The following is a 17,389-nucleotide window of genomic DNA, read 5'->3' on the forward strand; positions in this document are numbered from 1 at the left end:
ATTTTTTAATGAGATTACTGCTTACGTCATTTTACACCATTTGTTCATCCCCCCTTGAATTATTAATTGACAGATCGAATTGCTGTATAAATTTTTATGAATTTATTATACCGTAATTAGCAGGTAACTTTGCTAATAATTATATTATACATTATTTTTTTGCAAAATACATACCAATGTCATATTTTACAATTTTATTGCTATTATTTAATTATTGCAATATTAAAATGGAATTTTTTGTTTCCATAGTTTCCAATCATGCAGGATATGTAAAATTTAATATCGAATTATATAATAAATATATCCTGAATATGGGGGTGTAAATTTGAAAAAATACAGATACCGTATCAGGTTTGATGACAGGGTGGGAATGGTGCGCGATATTTCGGAAATAGTGGCAAAATGCGGTGCCAATATCCTTTCTCTTTCTGTGCGGCCCGGAGAAATTTACCTGCAGATGGAACCATTGAACGAAGAAAAATTACGTTACATTACCCAGGAGATTGCTTTAATACAGGATGTTTATGAAGTCACTCCCATAGAATGGATGCCCCACGAGCTTGCGGAACAGCAGCTCAGGAATGTCATAAACTCGGTCCAGGATGGAATTTTATCAGTAAATGGAAACTTTGTCATTAACACCTGCAATCTGAGGGCAACGGAGCTTTTGGACCTGGAACAGCCACCTGTCGGTAAACCGTTGACCGATGTTTTTGAGATTCCGCCGGAAATTTTAAAACATTTTCAGGAGGGCATGCCGCTGGAGCAAAAAGAAATCAGCATCCCCACTTCCCGGGGCCGGTTGAGACTTATGGTAAATTCAAAACCCGTTTTTGACGACAGAGGGAAGCCGGCCGGTGCCGTGATGAGCTTTCAAAAGATGTCCGAGGTGCGCCGGTTGGCTCACTCCCTCACTCGACCGGTGATGGTGACCTTCGACGATATAATATATGAAAGCAAGAAAATGAAGGAAATAATCGAACTTGCAAGAACCATCGCTCATGGAGATTCAACCGTACTCCTCCGCGGAGAAAGCGGCACCGGCAAGGAGCTGTTCGCCAGGGCCATTCACATGGCCAGTTCACGCAAAGACAGGCCTTTTGTGGCGGTCAACTGTGCGGCAATCCCCGACACTCTTCTGGAAAGCGAGCTTTTTGGCTATGCCGACGGGACCTTCACCGGAGCGAGAAAGGGCGGGCGTCAGGGGCTTTTCGAATTTGCACACCACGGCACCATATTTCTCGATGAAATAGGGGAATTACCTCCTTATGTGCAGGCAAAGCTTCTGAGAGTGCTTCAGGAGGGAAGCGTCCGCAGGCTGGGAGAAATGGAAGAAATACGTGTGGACATCCGGGTCATAGCCGCTACCAACCGCCCTCTGGAAGAAATGATCGTGAGGGGTGACTTCAGACAGGATCTTTTTTATAGACTAAACGTGATACCTATATATCTCCCTCCTCTCAGAGAACATAAAAAAGACATCCCCGTTTTGGTAAATTACTTCATCAACAAGTTCAATCAGCGGCTGGGCAAGAAAGTTCAGGGCATATCCCCAGAAGCCCTTGAATGCCTCATGCGTTATGACTGGCCGGGCAATATAAGGGAACTAGAAAATGTCATGGAGAGGGCCATGAATCTCTCCAGGGATAATATAATAAAACCCCGAGACATAATAATTAATGCCCCGGATTTCCTGGTATCTCCTTCCGAAAAGTATTATCATCTGAAAGATGCCGTAAGAGAAACAGAAAAGGAAACGCTGATACGGGCTCTTTCGCAGGGAGGAAGCGCCAGGAAAGCCGCCAAGATACTCGGCGTCTCCCATACCACGGTAATAAAGAAGATTAAAAAGTACGGTTTATCTATTTAACAATTCCATGTGGAACTTTTTATTTCCATATGGAAATTATATTATTTACATTAATAGGTGTTTTTATTGTAATTAGCGCCGAAAAAATTACTTTCCGCCCTCCTTTAAGCCTTTGGCACGCTTCTTGCAAATAATATAAATAAAAATTATCAAATTTGAGGGAGGAAAAAAATAATGATTGTTGGTGTTCCCAGGGAAATAAAAGCTCAGGAAAACCGTGTCGCCATGACTCCCGCCGGCGTTGATTCCATGGTAGCAGCCGGTCATAGAGTGCTGATTGAAAAGGGAGCAGGTGAAGGTGCGGGTTTCCCCGACGAAAATTACAAAGCAGTGGGTGCGGAAATAGTAGCCGATGCAGCCGACGTTTGGGAACGCAGCGATATGATAATAAAAGTAAAAGAACCGCTGCCTTCGGAATACAAGTATTTCAGACCCGGCCTCATTCTTTTCACATATCTGCATCTTGCTCCCGAACCGGAACTGACCAGAGCCTTGATGGATAAGAAAGTTGTCGCTATTGCTTATGAAACGGTACAAAAGTCGGACAGAAGCCTGCCCTTGCTTACTCCCATGAGCGAAATCGCCGGTCGAATGGCGGTCCAGGTCGGTGCTACTTACCTTGAAAAAATAAATGGCGGAAAAGGCGTCCTGCTGGATGGCGTCGCAGGAGTACCACCCGCCTCGGTGGTGGTGGTAGGTGCCGGCACGGTAGGCACCAGTGCGGTGAAGAGGGCTGTGGGCGTAGGCGCCAGAGTGACAGTGGTAGATATAAACATCGATAGACTGCGCTATCTTGAAGATATTTTCAGAAACAGTATAGAGACCCTCTATTCAAATAGGTTCAACCTTATGGAAGCCGTAAGCGGCGCCGACCTGGTCGTTGGCTCCGTCCTGATTCCCGGTGCAAAAGCCCCGAAACTCATCACTGAAGAAATGGTAAAGAACATGAAACCCGGCAGTGTCATTGTAGATGTAGCCATTGATCAGGGAGGATGCGTTGAAACCATAGACCATCCCACCACACATGCGGATCCGGTTTTCGTAAAATACGGGGTCGTGCATTATGCGGTAGCCAACATCCCCGGCGTGGTTCCCAGGACATCGACTCTCGCTTTGACAAACGCCACACTGCCATATGCTCTTAACTTAGCAAACAAGGGCTGGAAGCAGGCCGTAATCGATGATCCCGCTCTGGCAAAAGGTGTAAATGTCCTCGACGGAAAAGTAACGTTCAAAGCGGTGGCCGAAGCCCACAATCTGCCTTACTGCCCGGTGGAAGATGTATTGAAGGGCATGTAAATATAAAATCCCCGGATTTTCCGGGGATTTTCAAGTTTGATCTTCTTCGAGGCTCTCGGGCAGAGAAAAGTAAAAACTCGTGCCGCCTTCCGGGCAGTTTTTGGCCCAAACGCGGCCGCCGTGGGCTTCTATGATATTTTTTACAATGGCAAGGCCCAGGCCGGTGCCTCCGGTATTTCTTGTGCGGGACTTGTCCACTTTGTAAAACCTCTCCCAGATAAACGGCAGTTCATCTTCTGGAATGCCGGGGCCCCTGTCCCTTACGGAAACCACGACGCCACTTTCGCCTTTTTTAGCTTTTATCCTGATTTCCCCATTATCCTCATTATACCGCATAGCATTGTCGATTAGGTTTATCATTACCTGTTCTATTCTATCTTCATCGGCCATTATCAACGGAAGCTCTTCATATTCCGTAAATATATTAATTCCTTTTTTCTGAGAAAGAGGGGCAAGCTTCTTTACAACTCTCTCTATAAGATTTTTAAGGGATATTTTATCCTTTTTCAGATTAAGGTGACCGCTTTCTATCTGGGACAGATCGAGAAGATCATTTACCAGGCGGCGCAATCTCAGGGTTTCATCAAGTATTATATTTAAATATTTTTTCTTTTCCTCGGGGTTTTCTACCATTCCATCGAGAAGGGCCTCCGTATATCCCTGGAGATACGATAGCGGAGTCCGTAGCTCATGGGAAACGTTCCCCACGAATTCCCTGCGCAGGTGCTCCAGTTTTCTTTCCCTGGTCACATCCTGCAGCACCACCACCGCCCCCCAGAGATTCATGCCCTCATCCATAAGGGGGGCCATCCTGGCGCTGATGATCCTGCCGCTCAGCTTCAGTTCCTCCTGAAGGGGTTTTTTGGTTTCCCTGACTCTATCAAGCAGGGGATACAGCATCTTAAACCCTTCTTTTTCTTCGTCTTCCATCCCGGATCGAAGCATGTCCATGGCCTGCGGATTTGCCATTATCAACCGGCCATCTGCGTCGAAATTAATAACTCCGTCGGTCATGCTCAAAAGCACTTTTTTAAGCTGTTCTTTTTCCTGGGACAGGGCATTTATGTTTTTTTTCAGGGCATCTGAAAGATAGTTGATTGTCCTTGCCAAAGTTCCTATTTCATCTTCAGTGGCAACCTCTACCCTTCCTTCAAAATCGCCCTCAGCCATGCTTTCCGCCAGTTTTTTCATCTCCACCAGAGGTCTTGATACGGTCTTTGAAAGAACGAAACTCAATGCGGTAGCCATTACAACCGCACCTGCCGCTGCCAGCAGTATGAGGCGGCGGATCTGCCAGATGGAATTTTCAATGGAAGCCATTGGGGAATAAAGAATGAGCGCACCCATTACTCCCATTTCAGTTTTTATAGGCAACGCCACCGTCAGCATAGCCGCACCGAACTGGGATATAAAGCCCTTATGAATCACAATACTACCCTTCAACACCTCCGAGAACTCCTTACCGGCCATCGGCATCCCCTTAAACTTCAAAATATTTGAGCTGGCCTGAATGAGCCCCTGCCTGTCTACAACCACCGCATGGGCGTTTATGAACTTGCTTATATCCATAAGTTCCATGGGATCAATTCCCTGCAAAATTAATGTTATCAGCTGCTGACCTTCATTTATCATCTCATTTTGTCTGATGTTAAAATAAAAGTTTTCAAAGACGCTGGATAGAATCAATCCTGAAAATAAAAGAGTAACGACGGTGAGGATAATCATATAAAGCCAGAGCTTGAAAATAATGCTTTTGTTGGGGTTCATTTAACCACCTCAAATTTATACCCGACTCCCCATACCGTACTTATATATGAAGCCGCTTTACTGCGCCCCAATTTTTCCCTCAACTGCTTTACATGGGTGTCTACGGTCCTGAGGCTGCCGAAAAAGTCATATCCCCAGACCTCTTCCAGCAGTTTTTCCCGTGTAAATACTTTGTCTTTATTTTTGGCCAAAAAATATAGCAGGTCGAATTCCTTTGGAGTAAGGTCCACATCTTTCCCGTTCACTTTCACCATCCTGGCTTCCGGTTCTATTGTAAGTTCCGGAAATTCCAGAGTTACTTCCTGCTCCTCGCCGGGGCCCAGGCGGCGGAGAAGAGCTTTTACCCTTGCGGTAAGTTCCCGGGGGCTGAAAGGTTTTACCACATAATCGTCGGCGCCCAGCTCGAATCCGAGCACTTTGTCGAATTCCTCGCCCCTGGCAGTCAGCATAATTACAGGTATGTCGTATTTTTTGCGGATCTCCCTGCATACGGTCCATCCATCCACCACCGGCAGCATGAGGTCAAGTATGATAAGGTTATACTTCGTTTTATTTATCATATCCAGAGCCTGCTGGCCGTCATAAGCTTCGTCGACGGTGTACCCTTCTTTTTCGAGATAAAGTTTGACCAGCTCCACCATGCGCTTTTCGTCATCCACCATGAGTATCCTGATATCTGCCATATCAATATCCTCCCCTCTTCCTATTGCTACAAAAAAAGGTCAAGACACTTCTTGACCGTATTCCTGCTTTTATTATAGATTTTCATCTATATTAAGTCAACATTTTCTTGCAAAACTTCGGTGACGTTTTTACCGCCTACTTCACACTCCTCATTTCGCCGGTAGATTTGTCGACATAATAATCACCTTTAATCAAAAGTTCGGATATCGGGACTATTTCATAACCCCGACTTTTCAATTCAACAATGATCGGTTCCAGGGCTTCCGCCGTATGTTTGCCGTTATTGTGAAACAGCACAATTGAGCCGGGTTTTATCTGTTTCATGACTCTGTCGTATATGGCGTCAGCGCTCAAATCCTTCCAATCCAGGGAATCGGCTATTATATAGGTTTTGCTCCTGTTTTCTGCTTTCTGGAATATTTTCTTTTGTAAGTTTTAAAAATTCCTCTATGAACAATTTAAGCTTTATCTCAATTCTTTCCGGATATACTATTACTTCATCTATGATTTGACTCAGAAGCATTTTCTTTACTTCTGTTGGAGCCTTTTCAAATTCCTCGCGCCATACTGGTATCATATTCTGTAACTGAATCATATCATTAATTTCTAATTTCTTTTTTTCAAGAATCCTAGAGGCTTTTTCAAACTCTTTTTTATATTCTTCAAGTTCATTAATCCTTTCTTTGATGGCCGAATTTAATATCTCAGGTGTAAATGCACTTTCACCTATTAGGCTTTTAGGTATCTCTTTTTTCATTACTTCTATATCTTTTTCACAGTCTGCAATCAATTTTTGCAGTTTATGAACTTTTATCTCATCATCTTCAATATTCTTTTTATTTATTTCATCTATTTTTTGGGATAAATCCACACTTTTTAATGTATCTAAATATTTATATATTTCTTCTAGCACAGGACCCTCAATCTTTTCTGGAGAATATGTATATCTACCTGAGCATCCTATATTACCCGAAGTCTTCCCCACACATTTATAAACATTTTTCGATTTTACATGTGAAACCCCATCCTTTGTTATCCATTTATGCCGGCTGTAACCCGTGGATAGTTTAGAGCCACAACATCCACAGCGTATAAACCCTGTAAACAATAAAGAGCTTTTTGTCTGCAAAGGATATTTACTATAGTCTAAGTTCTCTATTTTATACTTATCCGGTGTCCTACTATTACGGATAACCTGTATTTTATCCCACGTTTCCTCTGGAATGATTACTAGCTCATCAATTCTTTCTTGGGATAATAGCCAATTTTTGGGGCTTATCCTGCCCTGTTTTTTACCTTTTGACGTAGTCTTTCCATATGTAAGGTAACCTTTATAGATTGGATTTCGTAACATGTAGTTAATAACAGCTAAATTCCATTGTTTCCCCTTTCTGGGCGATATATTATTTTCATTCAAGTATTGCGCTATCCGTTGTCCACCCATGCCATAATTTAACGCTAGGTTATATATCAGTTTCACTACTTTTGCTTCTTCTTCATCAATGGCTAGCTCCTTTAGTTCCTTGCCTTTTTTATTCACTTTGCCGGATTTAACGAGCTTATATCCATAAGGCGGTACCCCTCCTCTAAACTCGCCGTTTTCTACCATTTGCCGATGCTTAGTATCTACTCGAATAGATGTCTTTATGCTTTCACCGCTTGCTTGCCAATATCTTATGTAGTTAAGTAACTTATCTACGTGGGAATCAAATCTCTGTTGGCCCTCTTTTACGGACCATACCTCGATACCTTGTTTTACGAACCATTCGACAATGAATGGTGTCTCATCATCCCGCCTTCCAAGCCTATCAAACATGAAAACTAGCAGTATATCAAATTTTTTCTTTAAAGCGTCTTCTCTTATTTCAGTTAAGACATCGCGTTCTTCTGATGTTTTTTTGAAACCTGATACGCCTTTTTCATAGTACTCCTTAACACATCTCCAGTCAGGCATTTTTTCTATAAATTCCTTGCAGGCTTTCTTTTGCATAGGTATATCGTCTTCTTCAACCTGCATTTTCGTGGAAACCCTGTATAAACAAGCTACCCGTTTAGTTACATCCACTTCATCGCACCCCTAACGCATGTTATTTGCTATAATTATATCGTTTATTTCGAGAAAAATTCAAGAACCGAGGCTATTAACCTCGGTTCTCTCCTAAAATTCTATGAATAAATTGTTCTTGTAAAGTGTCAACTATTATAGATTCTAAATTGTCATAATTATTGCCTATAAACTTCAATTGCACCCATACTTTGTATTTTTTATTATACCTTACAAGATATCTATTTCCTGCCTCGTCCACCATTAATTTGTATTTGTCTCCACCGATAATAATTTCCGTCCCAATATAACCCCCTCCCTTTGGCGCTCCTATATCAATTTTATTACCAGCACCAAAGGGATATAACGTGTCGCCAGGTTGTACCGCATGTACTTTTTTCATTTTGTTTTAGCATCCTCTATAATGGATAAAGAAATTCAGACAAAAAAACGGATTGCTTTAAGGTGATAGATTGTATAATAGTCATATGAGAAAAACATACACAGGAGAATTCAAAACCAAAGTCGTACTGGAAATTCTTAAGGAAGAAAAAACCATTTCCCAAATCGCATCCGAGTATGAAGTTCATCCAAACCAGTTGATAAAATGGAAAAAGGAGGCATTAGAAGCTCTTCCTCAACTTCTTGAAGATGGCCGCAGAAAGGGGGATAAAGAAAAAGAGGCATTAAAAAACCATATTCAAGAACTTTACACACAAATCGGTGAGCTTTCCACTAAGCTCAACTGGCTCAAAAAAAAATCTGGCATCAAGCTCGACTAGAGCTGAAAGAATTGAACTTGTGGACTTTGAAAACCGGAAATTGCCACTTACGGTCCAGGCAGAACTTCTTTCATTAAACCGTTCAAGCCTTTACTACAAGCCTGTACCACCTTCACCTGAGGAAATCGCTATAAAGCACGAAATTGACCGTATATACACAGATGACCCATATATGGGCTCAAGACCAATTACAGCCATACTGAACCGTAATGGCTTTAAAATCAGCAGGCCAACGGTACAAAAATATATGCGGGAAATGGGGATATCCGCAATCAGACCCGGGCCGAACCTTTACCGCCGCAACCATGAGCACAAGATATACCCTTACCTGCTCCGTGACATCACGGCAGAATACCCAAACCACATATGGGGCACCGATATAACATATATCCCCATGAAAAATGGCTGGCTGTATCTTGTAGCCTTCATGGACTGGTTTTCAAGGTACGTAGTGGCATGGGAACTGGATTATACCCTTGAAGTAGACTTCGTATTAGAAGCCCTCAACAAGGCATTAAAAATCAACAAACCAGAGATTGCAAACAGCGATCAGGGAAGCCAGTTCACAAGCCTTAAATACACAAATATATTGCTCGAAAACAATATAAAAATAAGCATGGATGGCCGTGGCCGGGCTATGGACAATATATTCACAGAGAGGCTCTGGCGTACCGTTAAACACCAGGAAGTATACATAAACGATTATGCAAGCCCAAGAGAAGCTCGCATAAGCCTCACAAGGTTCTTTGACAAATACAACAACTACAGGCCCCATCAATCATTAAAGTATTTAACGCCAGCAGAAGTATACTACGGGAACTATACATTGAAAGATTTTGAATAAATACCTTCAGCTGAATAACTACCAGCTGTTGATACTGCCGGCCCTGATGGATTTGTGTGCAAGTCGGAAAAACAAGACTTGCACACAAGCTCCACAGTGCCTTGGATAAGTCTCGCAAAAGACATGCTCGACTTATCCACAGTATCACACAGCTCCGACTACTAATTTTTGCCAAAAGCTTAAAAGAAAATTTCCAGTTAATATATTACATTTGTGTATTATATTACCAAACTTTAACAAAGGAGGATGAGAATTTTATCACCTTATATAAGGTCAAAAAAATGTCTTGACAACTTTAGCCACCATACTCCTTTAGTTTTATGAAGATGCTTATAATAAATTTACGCTTTTTTGTTGGTACCCAAGCCCTTTAATCGACTCTTTCAGCCAAATGTACATGAAAAAAAGAGCCCATTTAAGAGCTCTCTTTATAAGTACCAATATGGCATTTTTATTTTTAATAGGTGATTCCCTATTATCTTTAAATGCTATTTCAGTGTAATTGTCACAATTTCTGGATGTACTGCTTTTTTTAACAACAGTCAATAAAAATATAGAGGTCTTTAGAAAGTTCTATTATGTTCTCAGATTCATCTTTGCATGATCTGTCATATAATACATGTACTGAAAATACCTCCTAAATTTCATACTTTGCTTCAAATATCAAACTCCAAAAAAAATTTTTTTGATTATTTTTTCAAACTATCCCCTATTCCTTTTACACTTTATATATTTTCCGGCAAAACACCTAATTCCCAGCAGAAAAAACCCTCCAAATCCATGCGGAATTCTCTTTACTCATTTTTTGATTAATTCTTCATACATAAATAATAAATTTATGAAATAATTACATAATCTTTTGTATATGTTTATGATTTTTTAGGCTGTTTAGCTGCGAATGTCTTATTGGCTAGCCAAGAACAATTTCTTGGTCATATTTATAAATTCCATAATAGAAGATAATTATATAAAACTAGTCGTACAATGGATATGAAAAATATCTATTTTATAAAAATAGAATTAAATCATTTTCGGTTCATATGTTGAGCAATTTCGTAACCAGTTAGAAAAAGGATAAAAAAAATCCAGATACTCTATCCATTTCACATATGCTATTCTCAATAAATAAGTCTCTGATTCAATATAATGAATCAGGATTTTATAACCAATATTAGAAAAGAAATTTAAATTCCATATCCTTATTATTTTAAAGCTACTATTTACACTCCTCAATAAACGGTATTTTGTCAACGCTCAATTATATCCTTTTAATCCCTGAAACCCTTGAAAATTTTAGTTTTGAACCCAATTACATATTCCCGGATTAACGTAGACACATAATACTTATACACCCCATCAAGGTATATCTACAATACTTATTCACCTTGCAATTCTTAAGACTTCAAATTTGTCACTTAGCCCCGTATTTCGTTAGAACGTTGATTCTAATACTTATTAACCAAGATAGAGCTTAATCTAAATACTTATTCATACTCTCTCGGTATATCTTCAATACTTATTCATCATCAAAATATTTAATGTCGTAATATGTCGATTGTAAACTATTTTTGCAATGTACTGGCCCCCTATTACTTGGACTTAAACGACCAACACGCCACGGCTCACAGTATTTCTTAAAAATGCTTCATAAAATGCTGAAGGTGTCATATAATTCAAAGATTCATGAGGCCTTTCGCAAAGATAAAATTTTATATAATCATCCAGGCCTTTAAAAAATGACTTATAACTGGCAAAATCATTTATATTAACATATTCTTCTTTCAAGGTTCTATGAAATCTTTCAATATTTGGGTTTCTTTCAGGCGATCTTACTGGTATTCTCTCATGCAATATACCCTGTTTAGTGCAAAAATCCTGAAATTCTTTTGACTTAAACTGCGGCCCATTATCGGTTCTGATTGTTAAACTGTCTGTTATATGCCTTGATGCAATGGCTTTTGTCACGGTTTTTATCACATCGCTCTTTGTTATCGAAAAACCAGCCTTATAGCCCACTATCTCTAAGGTATATGTATCTATTATATCCAGGATAAAGATTATTCTAGGGAAAATGGTCACATATGTAATATCCATCTGCCAGTGGGTATTCGGGGCCTCGACAGATACTTTTTTGAAAACTATTTCAGTATTGGAAGAAGCATAATGTCTAATAATCGGCAAAAGTAGATCCATTTCTTTGCATAGCCTGTAACCCTTTTTCTTGTTGATAATAATTCCAAACCTTGATCTTAAAAGAAATGTGAGTTTTTTATATCCAAAGAAGGGGAATTCCTCAGCTAAATCAAAAAGTAGGGTCTTTATCATTTCATCGGATATATATTCACCACTAAGTGTTTCTGAATAACCCGGCTTTGAGCATCCCCGCTTTGAATCCGTACTTTCTTGTCGAGGTTCATAGAAAAATGTGCTTTTGGGTATATTAGAAATTTTAAGTAGAAAATCTAGATTATAGCCCTCAGAATATAAATGCTTTATTAGATCGATTTTATCGGCTATAGACGGTTGGTTTTTTTTAGTAGCTCTTTTAGATAAGCAATTTCGAGGTCTTTATCAACGATGATAGAACGAAGCATGATGTTTTCTTTTCTGAGATTTACTTTTTCGTCATCATCGTTACTATCGTTAGGGTTTAAAAGCTTTTTTCTCCAGTAATCGATTGTAGTTTTTGATATGCCGTATTTCCTACAGACAGCTATTTTAGTGGTACATGAACTCTGAGCTTCGGATAAGATAGCGAGCTTTTCTTCCGTAGTAAAATTCTTCCTCGCTGCCATAGAAAAATTCCCCCTTCAAGAGTTATTTTATCATGTTGTGCGTTTTGGTCCAATTCTCTTGAGGGGCCAGCAAGCAAAAGCAATCAAGTTTTTATTAACCGTGAAATAAATTAATCAACTTCACATTTTTTTATTTGCATGTTGATAAAAATATCATAGAGCACCCTTTAAAAAATAGCCAATGTATGGCACACAGAAAAAATCCCCCAAAATTATTTTTTTGGTCGATGTAGTACTGTATATAAAAATAATAGTATGCTATTATATAACATTAAGCACTAATTCTATCTGGTCTATTATTTTTTCCTTAACATTTCATCATTCCCAATGATTACCACGGTTATCTTTAAGTATGCATACAAAATACTACTGACAACTACTTTGTCAACAGTCAATCTCATGGCAAAAATAAAAGACTCATGGCAACTATTACCATGAGTCCTTTACTATTAAACGTATTCTGTTATGCTTCATTCCTACACTATCTTACTTCTTTGGCACTACTTTAAGATGACCAGAACTATCAAGAATGAAATCTGGTGTATTATCAATTATTACTGGCTTACTCTCATTCACATTCTGGTTCTCATTTGGCTGTACTGGAGGAGTTTGTGGTGCATAATATAAACCTTCAGCCTCTGCAATTTCTTTCTTGAGTTGGTCTACATCAACTACTATATCGTTGTAGTCAGTGCTATTGTAACTCTGGCTCAACTCCGGATATTTCAAGGCTACTTCAGCCTCTATAAAACTCCAATTCTCTGGACTCAACTTATAGCTATGTAAATAATTACAAATATGCTCAAAAGTAATACTATCTACTGGGACTAAAAACCTTGTTCTCTCTGCAGGCACTTCAATAGCTTTGATTTTATTACCTATTGGAAGTACATCATATACTCTTTTTAATCCCGGAGTATCATTTATATTGGCTGTTAAATCCCATAGATGCCACTCACCGTCTAGATATATAAGATTGGCAGCATGCACATTCGTAAACATTATGATATTCTTTATATCCAACTTATCACACAACACGCTTAATGCTTCCGCTATACTACCGCAGTCACCTTTCTTATCTACTAAAATCATATGCAATACATTATTAATGCTAGGTACAAACGAATATTTGTATTCTACTCTATTCGCTAAAGTATCATTAATATATGCTAACTGTTCTCTAACAGACTTATATTTTAAAGCTTTTCCCAGTAATTCATCTACTTCATCCTCTACTTCGGGTATTATCTCATCCTGTAACGACGGTCCTATACCACGCAATGAGATTAAATACCCACTCTTCGCTTCCTGTATACCTATTCCATCAATATTTATTTTATAACAGTATCTTAATAACTGTTGGACTTTGAATAAAGTATCTCTTGGGTCTTCTCCATCAAAACTCTTAATCCCAATGTCATAATCTACTTTTTTACCAAAGTCACTTGAATTATATTTGTCGTAGATTAGTTTTGCTATTTTTATACAGGTGCTGGTGTAAGAGCTATCTATAGTGCTATACAAGGGGCAGATGGAAGTCTTTATGGTTTCATTGGCAAAAGCAGGCACCTGGATTAGCAGGCTTAACAATAATACTAGTATTACTGATGATACTTTTTTCCCCATACTGCAATCACTCTCCCTTATAAAAATTATATAAATATTAGTGATATTTTATAGGTTATACCCCCAAAGGTGTTATCTATTATAAAAAACAGCACATAAAGTGCTGTTTATAAAAGGGCTCATAACTCTAACTAATTATACCATATATAACCAATTTTTGCAATTATATTATCTCGAAAGAAGCCTTTGGATAAAATACATTATGGTCAAATTCCGCCTGATAAGCTTCAAATATATCAAATTCAGAACAATTATCGCTTACAAAAGCTCTCTCCATAAACAGCCTCTTATCACCTACCCACTTTGGTGGTGCATCTCCCCTGAGTGCAAAAGCTACCTGTATGAATGTTGCCAGGATGCAAAGGTTTTTAAATTGCTTCTTGTTTAGTTTTTCTATGTTGCTTAAATCTACATTAAATAGCCATTCAATATAATCTTCTTGATTATATTTTATTCTATGCAGGATTTCCCTTATTTCAAAGTTTAATCCCTCCAATTCCATGTTTAATAATTCTTCTATGCTACATACTGTTTCCTCCCACTCTTTTTGTCTCCTTCCTGCTCAAATTTCCTGACCGTTTTAAGAAGGAATTTAACACCTATTGAAGAAATAAAAGAGAAAGAAGCAAGTCATGGGAGGGAGAAAAAAGAGAAAGCCTTCAAGTAAGGTGATAGTTTCCGACCTACCCTTACTGAAGGCCTTCTCCATAATATCAAGTCACTATGATTGTAACATTTTTAGGCTCAACAGTAAAGGAGTATCGTAATATTTTTTTGCATAAATTAGCTCAAATGAAACTACACTGTCCCATATGCGGTAGCGCCCTTGTAGGTTATGGGATGTACCTTAGGAAGATAAAGACAACGGCCGGGAAAGAAGAATTCCCAATAGCCAGATACTACTGCCCGGGATGCAAGAAAACCCATGCGATAATACCGGATTTCATCTTGCCCTATAAGCATTACCCGGCAAAAGTGATTGAAGAAGCGGTGGAAGATGTGGTGGAAAAACGGATTTCACCGGAATATACAGAGGGAGAGCAGGACATATCCACCACAAAACGCTGGGTAAAAACATTTAAACTCCTCTCAAGCGAAATTGTAGGCACTCTGGAGAGCATAGCGTTCAGACTGTATGGCAAGACGTCATCCATAGTCGGGGAAATAGAAAGCTGCTTTAGCCGTTTAAAAACCGTTTTAAAACTATTACCCGATATTCTTTCCTGCTGCCTGTTCGGAAAGATTAACACCTGGCTTTTCGTGGAAAACACAAACCTGTGGCTTTTAGGAAAAAAATCAACATAGTTTGCTCTTTTGGCCGTCTCCCCCTGGTGGTAGTCTTTAGATAAACAAAAAACAGGGGAGATGACCAAAATGAACAAAGAAAGTATGGAAAAAGCCCTGGAGCGCTTCGCACTAATCTCACCCCTTCTGGAAGAAGACCTTGAAGCAGCGGAAAGAAGGAAAAGAAGATGCCAAATACTTTCAAAAGGCCAAATCTCAGAGAGGACCCTGCGCCGCTACTTACAGGCCTACAGGCAAAAAGGCCTTAATGGATTAATGCCAAAAGAGCGCTCCGATAAGGGACAAACAAGAGCCATACCGGAAGATATCCTAAAAGAAGCCATAAGTCTAAAACAAGAACTGCCCCAAAGAAGTGTTACAAGGATACTTCAGATCCTGGAGGGGGAAAAGCTCATATCCCCCGGGGATGTAGCAAGATCCACCCTTACACGGTATCTTGCAAACTTAGGTTTAACCCAAAAAGAATTAAAGCAAAAAGAGCCCAAAGCCCTCAGGAGATTTCAAAAAGAGCACAGAAACAAATTATGGCAAGCTGACGTCAAATACGGCCCCTACCTTCCGGACCCGGCCAATCCAAAGAAAAAGATACGCTCATACCTCATATGCTTCATCGATGATGCCACAAGATTAATATGCCATGGTGAATTTTATCTAAATCAAAAGCTTCCCATACTGGAAGATTGTTTCAGGAAAGCTATACTTAAACGAGGCATCCCCGATGCGGTATATGTAGACAATGGCAAGATATTCATCTCACACTGGTTTAAAGTAGCCTGCGGTAAACTGGGCATCCGCCATATAAATACCCCAATATATTCCGCAGAGTCTAAGGGCAAAATTGAAAGAATTAACCGCACCGTAGAGGATTTTTTAGCCGAGGTAAGCCTCCAAAACCCCGGGACATTGGACGAATTAAACAAAGCCTTCTTTGCCTGGGTGGAAGAAGGATACAATCATCATTCCCACAGCTCCTTAGAAGGTGAAACCCCGGCCGGTCGATTCCAAAAGGATACCCGACGCTTGCGCTTTGCCAATATTGACGAGCTAAGGGATGCTTTCCTTCGAGAAGAAAGCCGAAAAGTTGATAAAACCGGCTGTGTAAAACTTTGCGGCAAAACCTATGAAGTGGGCCTTGAATGGGTAAGAAAGACTGTGGATTTACGCTATGACCCCTTTGACCTTGAAGAAATAGAAGTATGGCATAAAGGTCAAAAACGGGGTTTAGCAAGGCCGCTTATCATAGGAGAATACAATGAAGTGTCCTATAGCAAAAAAGATGCCCCAACTCCTCAAAAATCATCCGGTTCAAGACTTTTGAGCATATTGGAAAAACAAGCTCAAAACCGCATGAAAGACAAATTAGGTGCCATCCCCTTCCGCCGTATGGAAGGAGGGGAAAACAATGTTTGAGCCTTTCTTTGGATTTGAAAAAACTCCTTTTCAAAAAGATGTGCCTGTAGGAAAACTGTTCAGCACCCCGGCCTATGAAGAGTTAGTATCAAGGCTAAAATACACTGCAGAAAAACGCCTCTTTGCCCTAATAACAGGCGAAGTGGGCTCGGGGAAATCCACTGCTTTAAGAAAACTTCTTGAGCTTTTAAATCCGAATAAATACAGGGTTATCTACATCAGCGACTCAGCCCTTACCCCCAGGCATTTTTACTGGGAATCTTTAAGGCAGCTTGGATGTGAACCAAAGTTTAACCGGGGCCAGGCTAAAAGACAGCTTCATCAGGTAATATTGGACCTTGCGGAAAATGAAAGAAAAACACCAGTCATAATAATCGATGAAGCACACCTGTTGGATAAAGAAATGCTGGAAGAAATGCGCTTTTTACTCAATTTCCGGATGGACTCCTACAACCCTTTGAGTCTCATACTGGTGGGCCAGCCGGAACTTAAAAGGGTATTGCAGCTTCAAGTCTATGAAGCCATTGCTCAGAGAGTAAATCTCCGGTATCACCTACCACCCATGGACAGGCAGGAATCCAAAGAATATGTTTGCCACCATCTGAAGATTGCCGGAGCAACTTCCTCAATCTTCACTGATGATGCTCTGGATGTTATCTATGAATATTCCGGAGGCATTGCAAGAAAGATAAACAATGTCTGCCTTGCCTGTCTGCTTTCGGCCTCAGCCAGTCAAAAGCGTTTGATAGATGACCATATGGTCAGGATTGTAATTGAAAATGAGTTTGCGGTATAAGCTATTTATCCCTCAAAAGACGGCAGGAGTGAATGCTTGCCTCTTTTGAGGGGGATTTTCAAGGTCCGGGTTTTATGGTCAAATAAAGTGAGTTAAATTTGCGGACGTTCAATTTGAGCAGAATGCGGTCAGAAAGTGTGAGAGGCTACAACATACCCTTAGCATCT

At 39.9% G+C, this 17,389-nt stretch carries 15 protein-coding genes; 6 read left to right on the forward strand and 9 right to left on the reverse strand.

Going from position 1 to position 17,389, the window contains the following annotated elements; translation table 11 throughout:
- Positions 1 to 325: 325 nt before the first annotated feature.
- Together AC6I1H_RS02965 and ald are read left to right on the forward strand one after the other, a co-directional pair.
- On the forward strand, positions 326 to 1,870 hold the full coding sequence (locus AC6I1H_RS02965) for a sigma 54-interacting transcriptional regulator (RefSeq protein ID WP_497739542.1): 1,545 nt from the start codon (positions 326 to 328) through the stop codon (positions 1,868 to 1,870).
- 174 nt (positions 1,871 to 2,044) lie between these two features.
- A complete protein-coding gene (gene ald / locus AC6I1H_RS02970; protein ID WP_497739543.1) occupies positions 2,045 to 3,169 on the forward strand; it encodes an alanine dehydrogenase in 1,125 nt (374 codons plus the stop codon).
- Positions 3,170 to 3,199: 30 nt separating this feature from the next.
- On the opposite strand, the gene AC6I1H_RS02975 is transcribed toward ald, so the two are convergent.
- The 5 genes from AC6I1H_RS02975 to AC6I1H_RS02995 all read right to left on the reverse strand — a co-directional run bounded on the left by AC6I1H_RS02975 (position 3,200) and on the right by AC6I1H_RS02995 (position 8,067).
- On the reverse strand, positions 3,200 to 4,936 hold the full coding sequence (locus AC6I1H_RS02975; protein ID WP_497739544.1) for an ATP-binding protein: 1,737 nt from the start codon (positions 4,934 to 4,936) through the stop codon (positions 3,200 to 3,202).
- Complete coding sequence (locus AC6I1H_RS02980) at positions 4,933 to 5,619, reverse strand: response regulator transcription factor (protein ID WP_497739545.1); 687 nt, start codon at positions 5,617 to 5,619, stop codon at positions 4,933 to 4,935. The genes AC6I1H_RS02975 and AC6I1H_RS02980 overlap by 4 nt, the downstream gene beginning before the upstream one ends.
- Positions 5,620 to 5,755: 136 nt before the next feature.
- Entirely contained in the window at positions 5,756 to 5,974 is a 219-nt protein-coding gene (locus tag AC6I1H_RS02985) for a hypothetical protein (protein WP_497739546.1), read from the reverse strand.
- Positions 5,964 to 7,685 carry a recombinase family protein gene (locus AC6I1H_RS02990; RefSeq protein ID WP_497739547.1) on the reverse strand — a complete coding sequence of 574 codons (1,722 nt, stop codon included), beginning with the start codon at positions 7,683 to 7,685 and terminating at the stop codon, positions 5,964 to 5,966. Before AC6I1H_RS02990 ends, AC6I1H_RS02985 begins: the two co-directional genes overlap by 11 nt.
- Positions 7,686 to 7,761: 76 nt before the next feature.
- Complete coding sequence (locus AC6I1H_RS02995) at positions 7,762 to 8,067, reverse strand: hypothetical protein (RefSeq protein ID WP_497739548.1); 306 nt, start codon at positions 8,065 to 8,067, stop codon at positions 7,762 to 7,764.
- 85 nt (positions 8,068 to 8,152) lie between these two features.
- Between AC6I1H_RS02995 and AC6I1H_RS03000 the strand changes: the two genes are divergently transcribed.
- Positions 8,153 to 9,290 (forward strand): IS3 family transposase gene (locus AC6I1H_RS03000; RefSeq protein WP_497740697.1). Its coding sequence is split into 2 segments (ribosomal slippage): positions 8,153 to 8,425 and positions 8,427 to 9,290, totalling 1,137 coding nucleotides; the frame shifts between segments, so codons are not numbered across the junction.
- A 1,599-nt stretch (positions 9,291 to 10,889) separates the two neighbouring features.
- On the opposite strand, the gene AC6I1H_RS03005 is transcribed toward AC6I1H_RS03000, so the two are convergent.
- The 4 genes from AC6I1H_RS03005 to AC6I1H_RS03020 all read right to left on the reverse strand — a co-directional run bounded on the left by AC6I1H_RS03005 (position 10,890) and on the right by AC6I1H_RS03020 (position 14,213).
- Positions 10,890 to 11,807, reverse strand: a complete 918-nt coding sequence (locus AC6I1H_RS03005) for an IS3 family transposase (RefSeq protein ID WP_497740698.1) — start codon at positions 11,805 to 11,807, stop codon at positions 10,890 to 10,892.
- Positions 11,804 to 12,085, reverse strand: a complete 282-nt coding sequence (locus AC6I1H_RS03010) for a transposase (RefSeq protein ID WP_497737358.1) — start codon at positions 12,083 to 12,085, stop codon at positions 11,804 to 11,806. The genes AC6I1H_RS03005 and AC6I1H_RS03010 overlap by 4 nt, the downstream gene beginning before the upstream one ends.
- Before the next feature lie 486 nt (positions 12,086 to 12,571).
- Positions 12,572 to 13,711, reverse strand: a complete 1,140-nt coding sequence (locus AC6I1H_RS03015; protein ID WP_497739549.1) for a hypothetical protein — start codon at positions 13,709 to 13,711, stop codon at positions 12,572 to 12,574.
- Positions 13,712 to 13,874: 163 nt separating this feature from the next.
- The gene (locus AC6I1H_RS03020; RefSeq protein WP_497739550.1) at positions 13,875 to 14,213 is read right to left on the reverse strand and encodes a hypothetical protein; all 339 of its coding nucleotides are present in this window, start codon (positions 14,211 to 14,213) and stop codon (positions 13,875 to 13,877) included.
- Between the two features lie 290 nt (positions 14,214 to 14,503).
- Between AC6I1H_RS03020 and AC6I1H_RS03025 the strand changes: the two genes are divergently transcribed.
- Genes AC6I1H_RS03025 through AC6I1H_RS03035 form a run of 3 tightly spaced genes read left to right on the forward strand, consistent with a single transcriptional unit; the run spans position 14,504 to position 17,222 of the window.
- The gene (locus AC6I1H_RS03025; RefSeq protein WP_497740699.1) at positions 14,504 to 15,016 is read left to right on the forward strand and encodes a DUF6431 domain-containing protein; all 513 of its coding nucleotides are present in this window, start codon (positions 14,504 to 14,506) and stop codon (positions 15,014 to 15,016) included.
- Between the two features lie 60 nt (positions 15,017 to 15,076).
- Entirely contained in the window at positions 15,077 to 16,426 is a 1,350-nt protein-coding gene (locus AC6I1H_RS03030) for a transposase (protein ID WP_497739551.1), read from the forward strand.
- The gene (locus AC6I1H_RS03035) at positions 16,419 to 17,222 is read left to right on the forward strand and encodes an ExeA family protein (RefSeq protein WP_497737977.1); all 804 of its coding nucleotides are present in this window, start codon (positions 16,419 to 16,421) and stop codon (positions 17,220 to 17,222) included. The genes AC6I1H_RS03030 and AC6I1H_RS03035 overlap by 8 nt, the downstream gene beginning before the upstream one ends.
- Positions 17,223 to 17,389: the final 167 nt, after the last annotated feature.

Source organism: Biomaibacter sp. TOL, assembly GCF_059717795.1.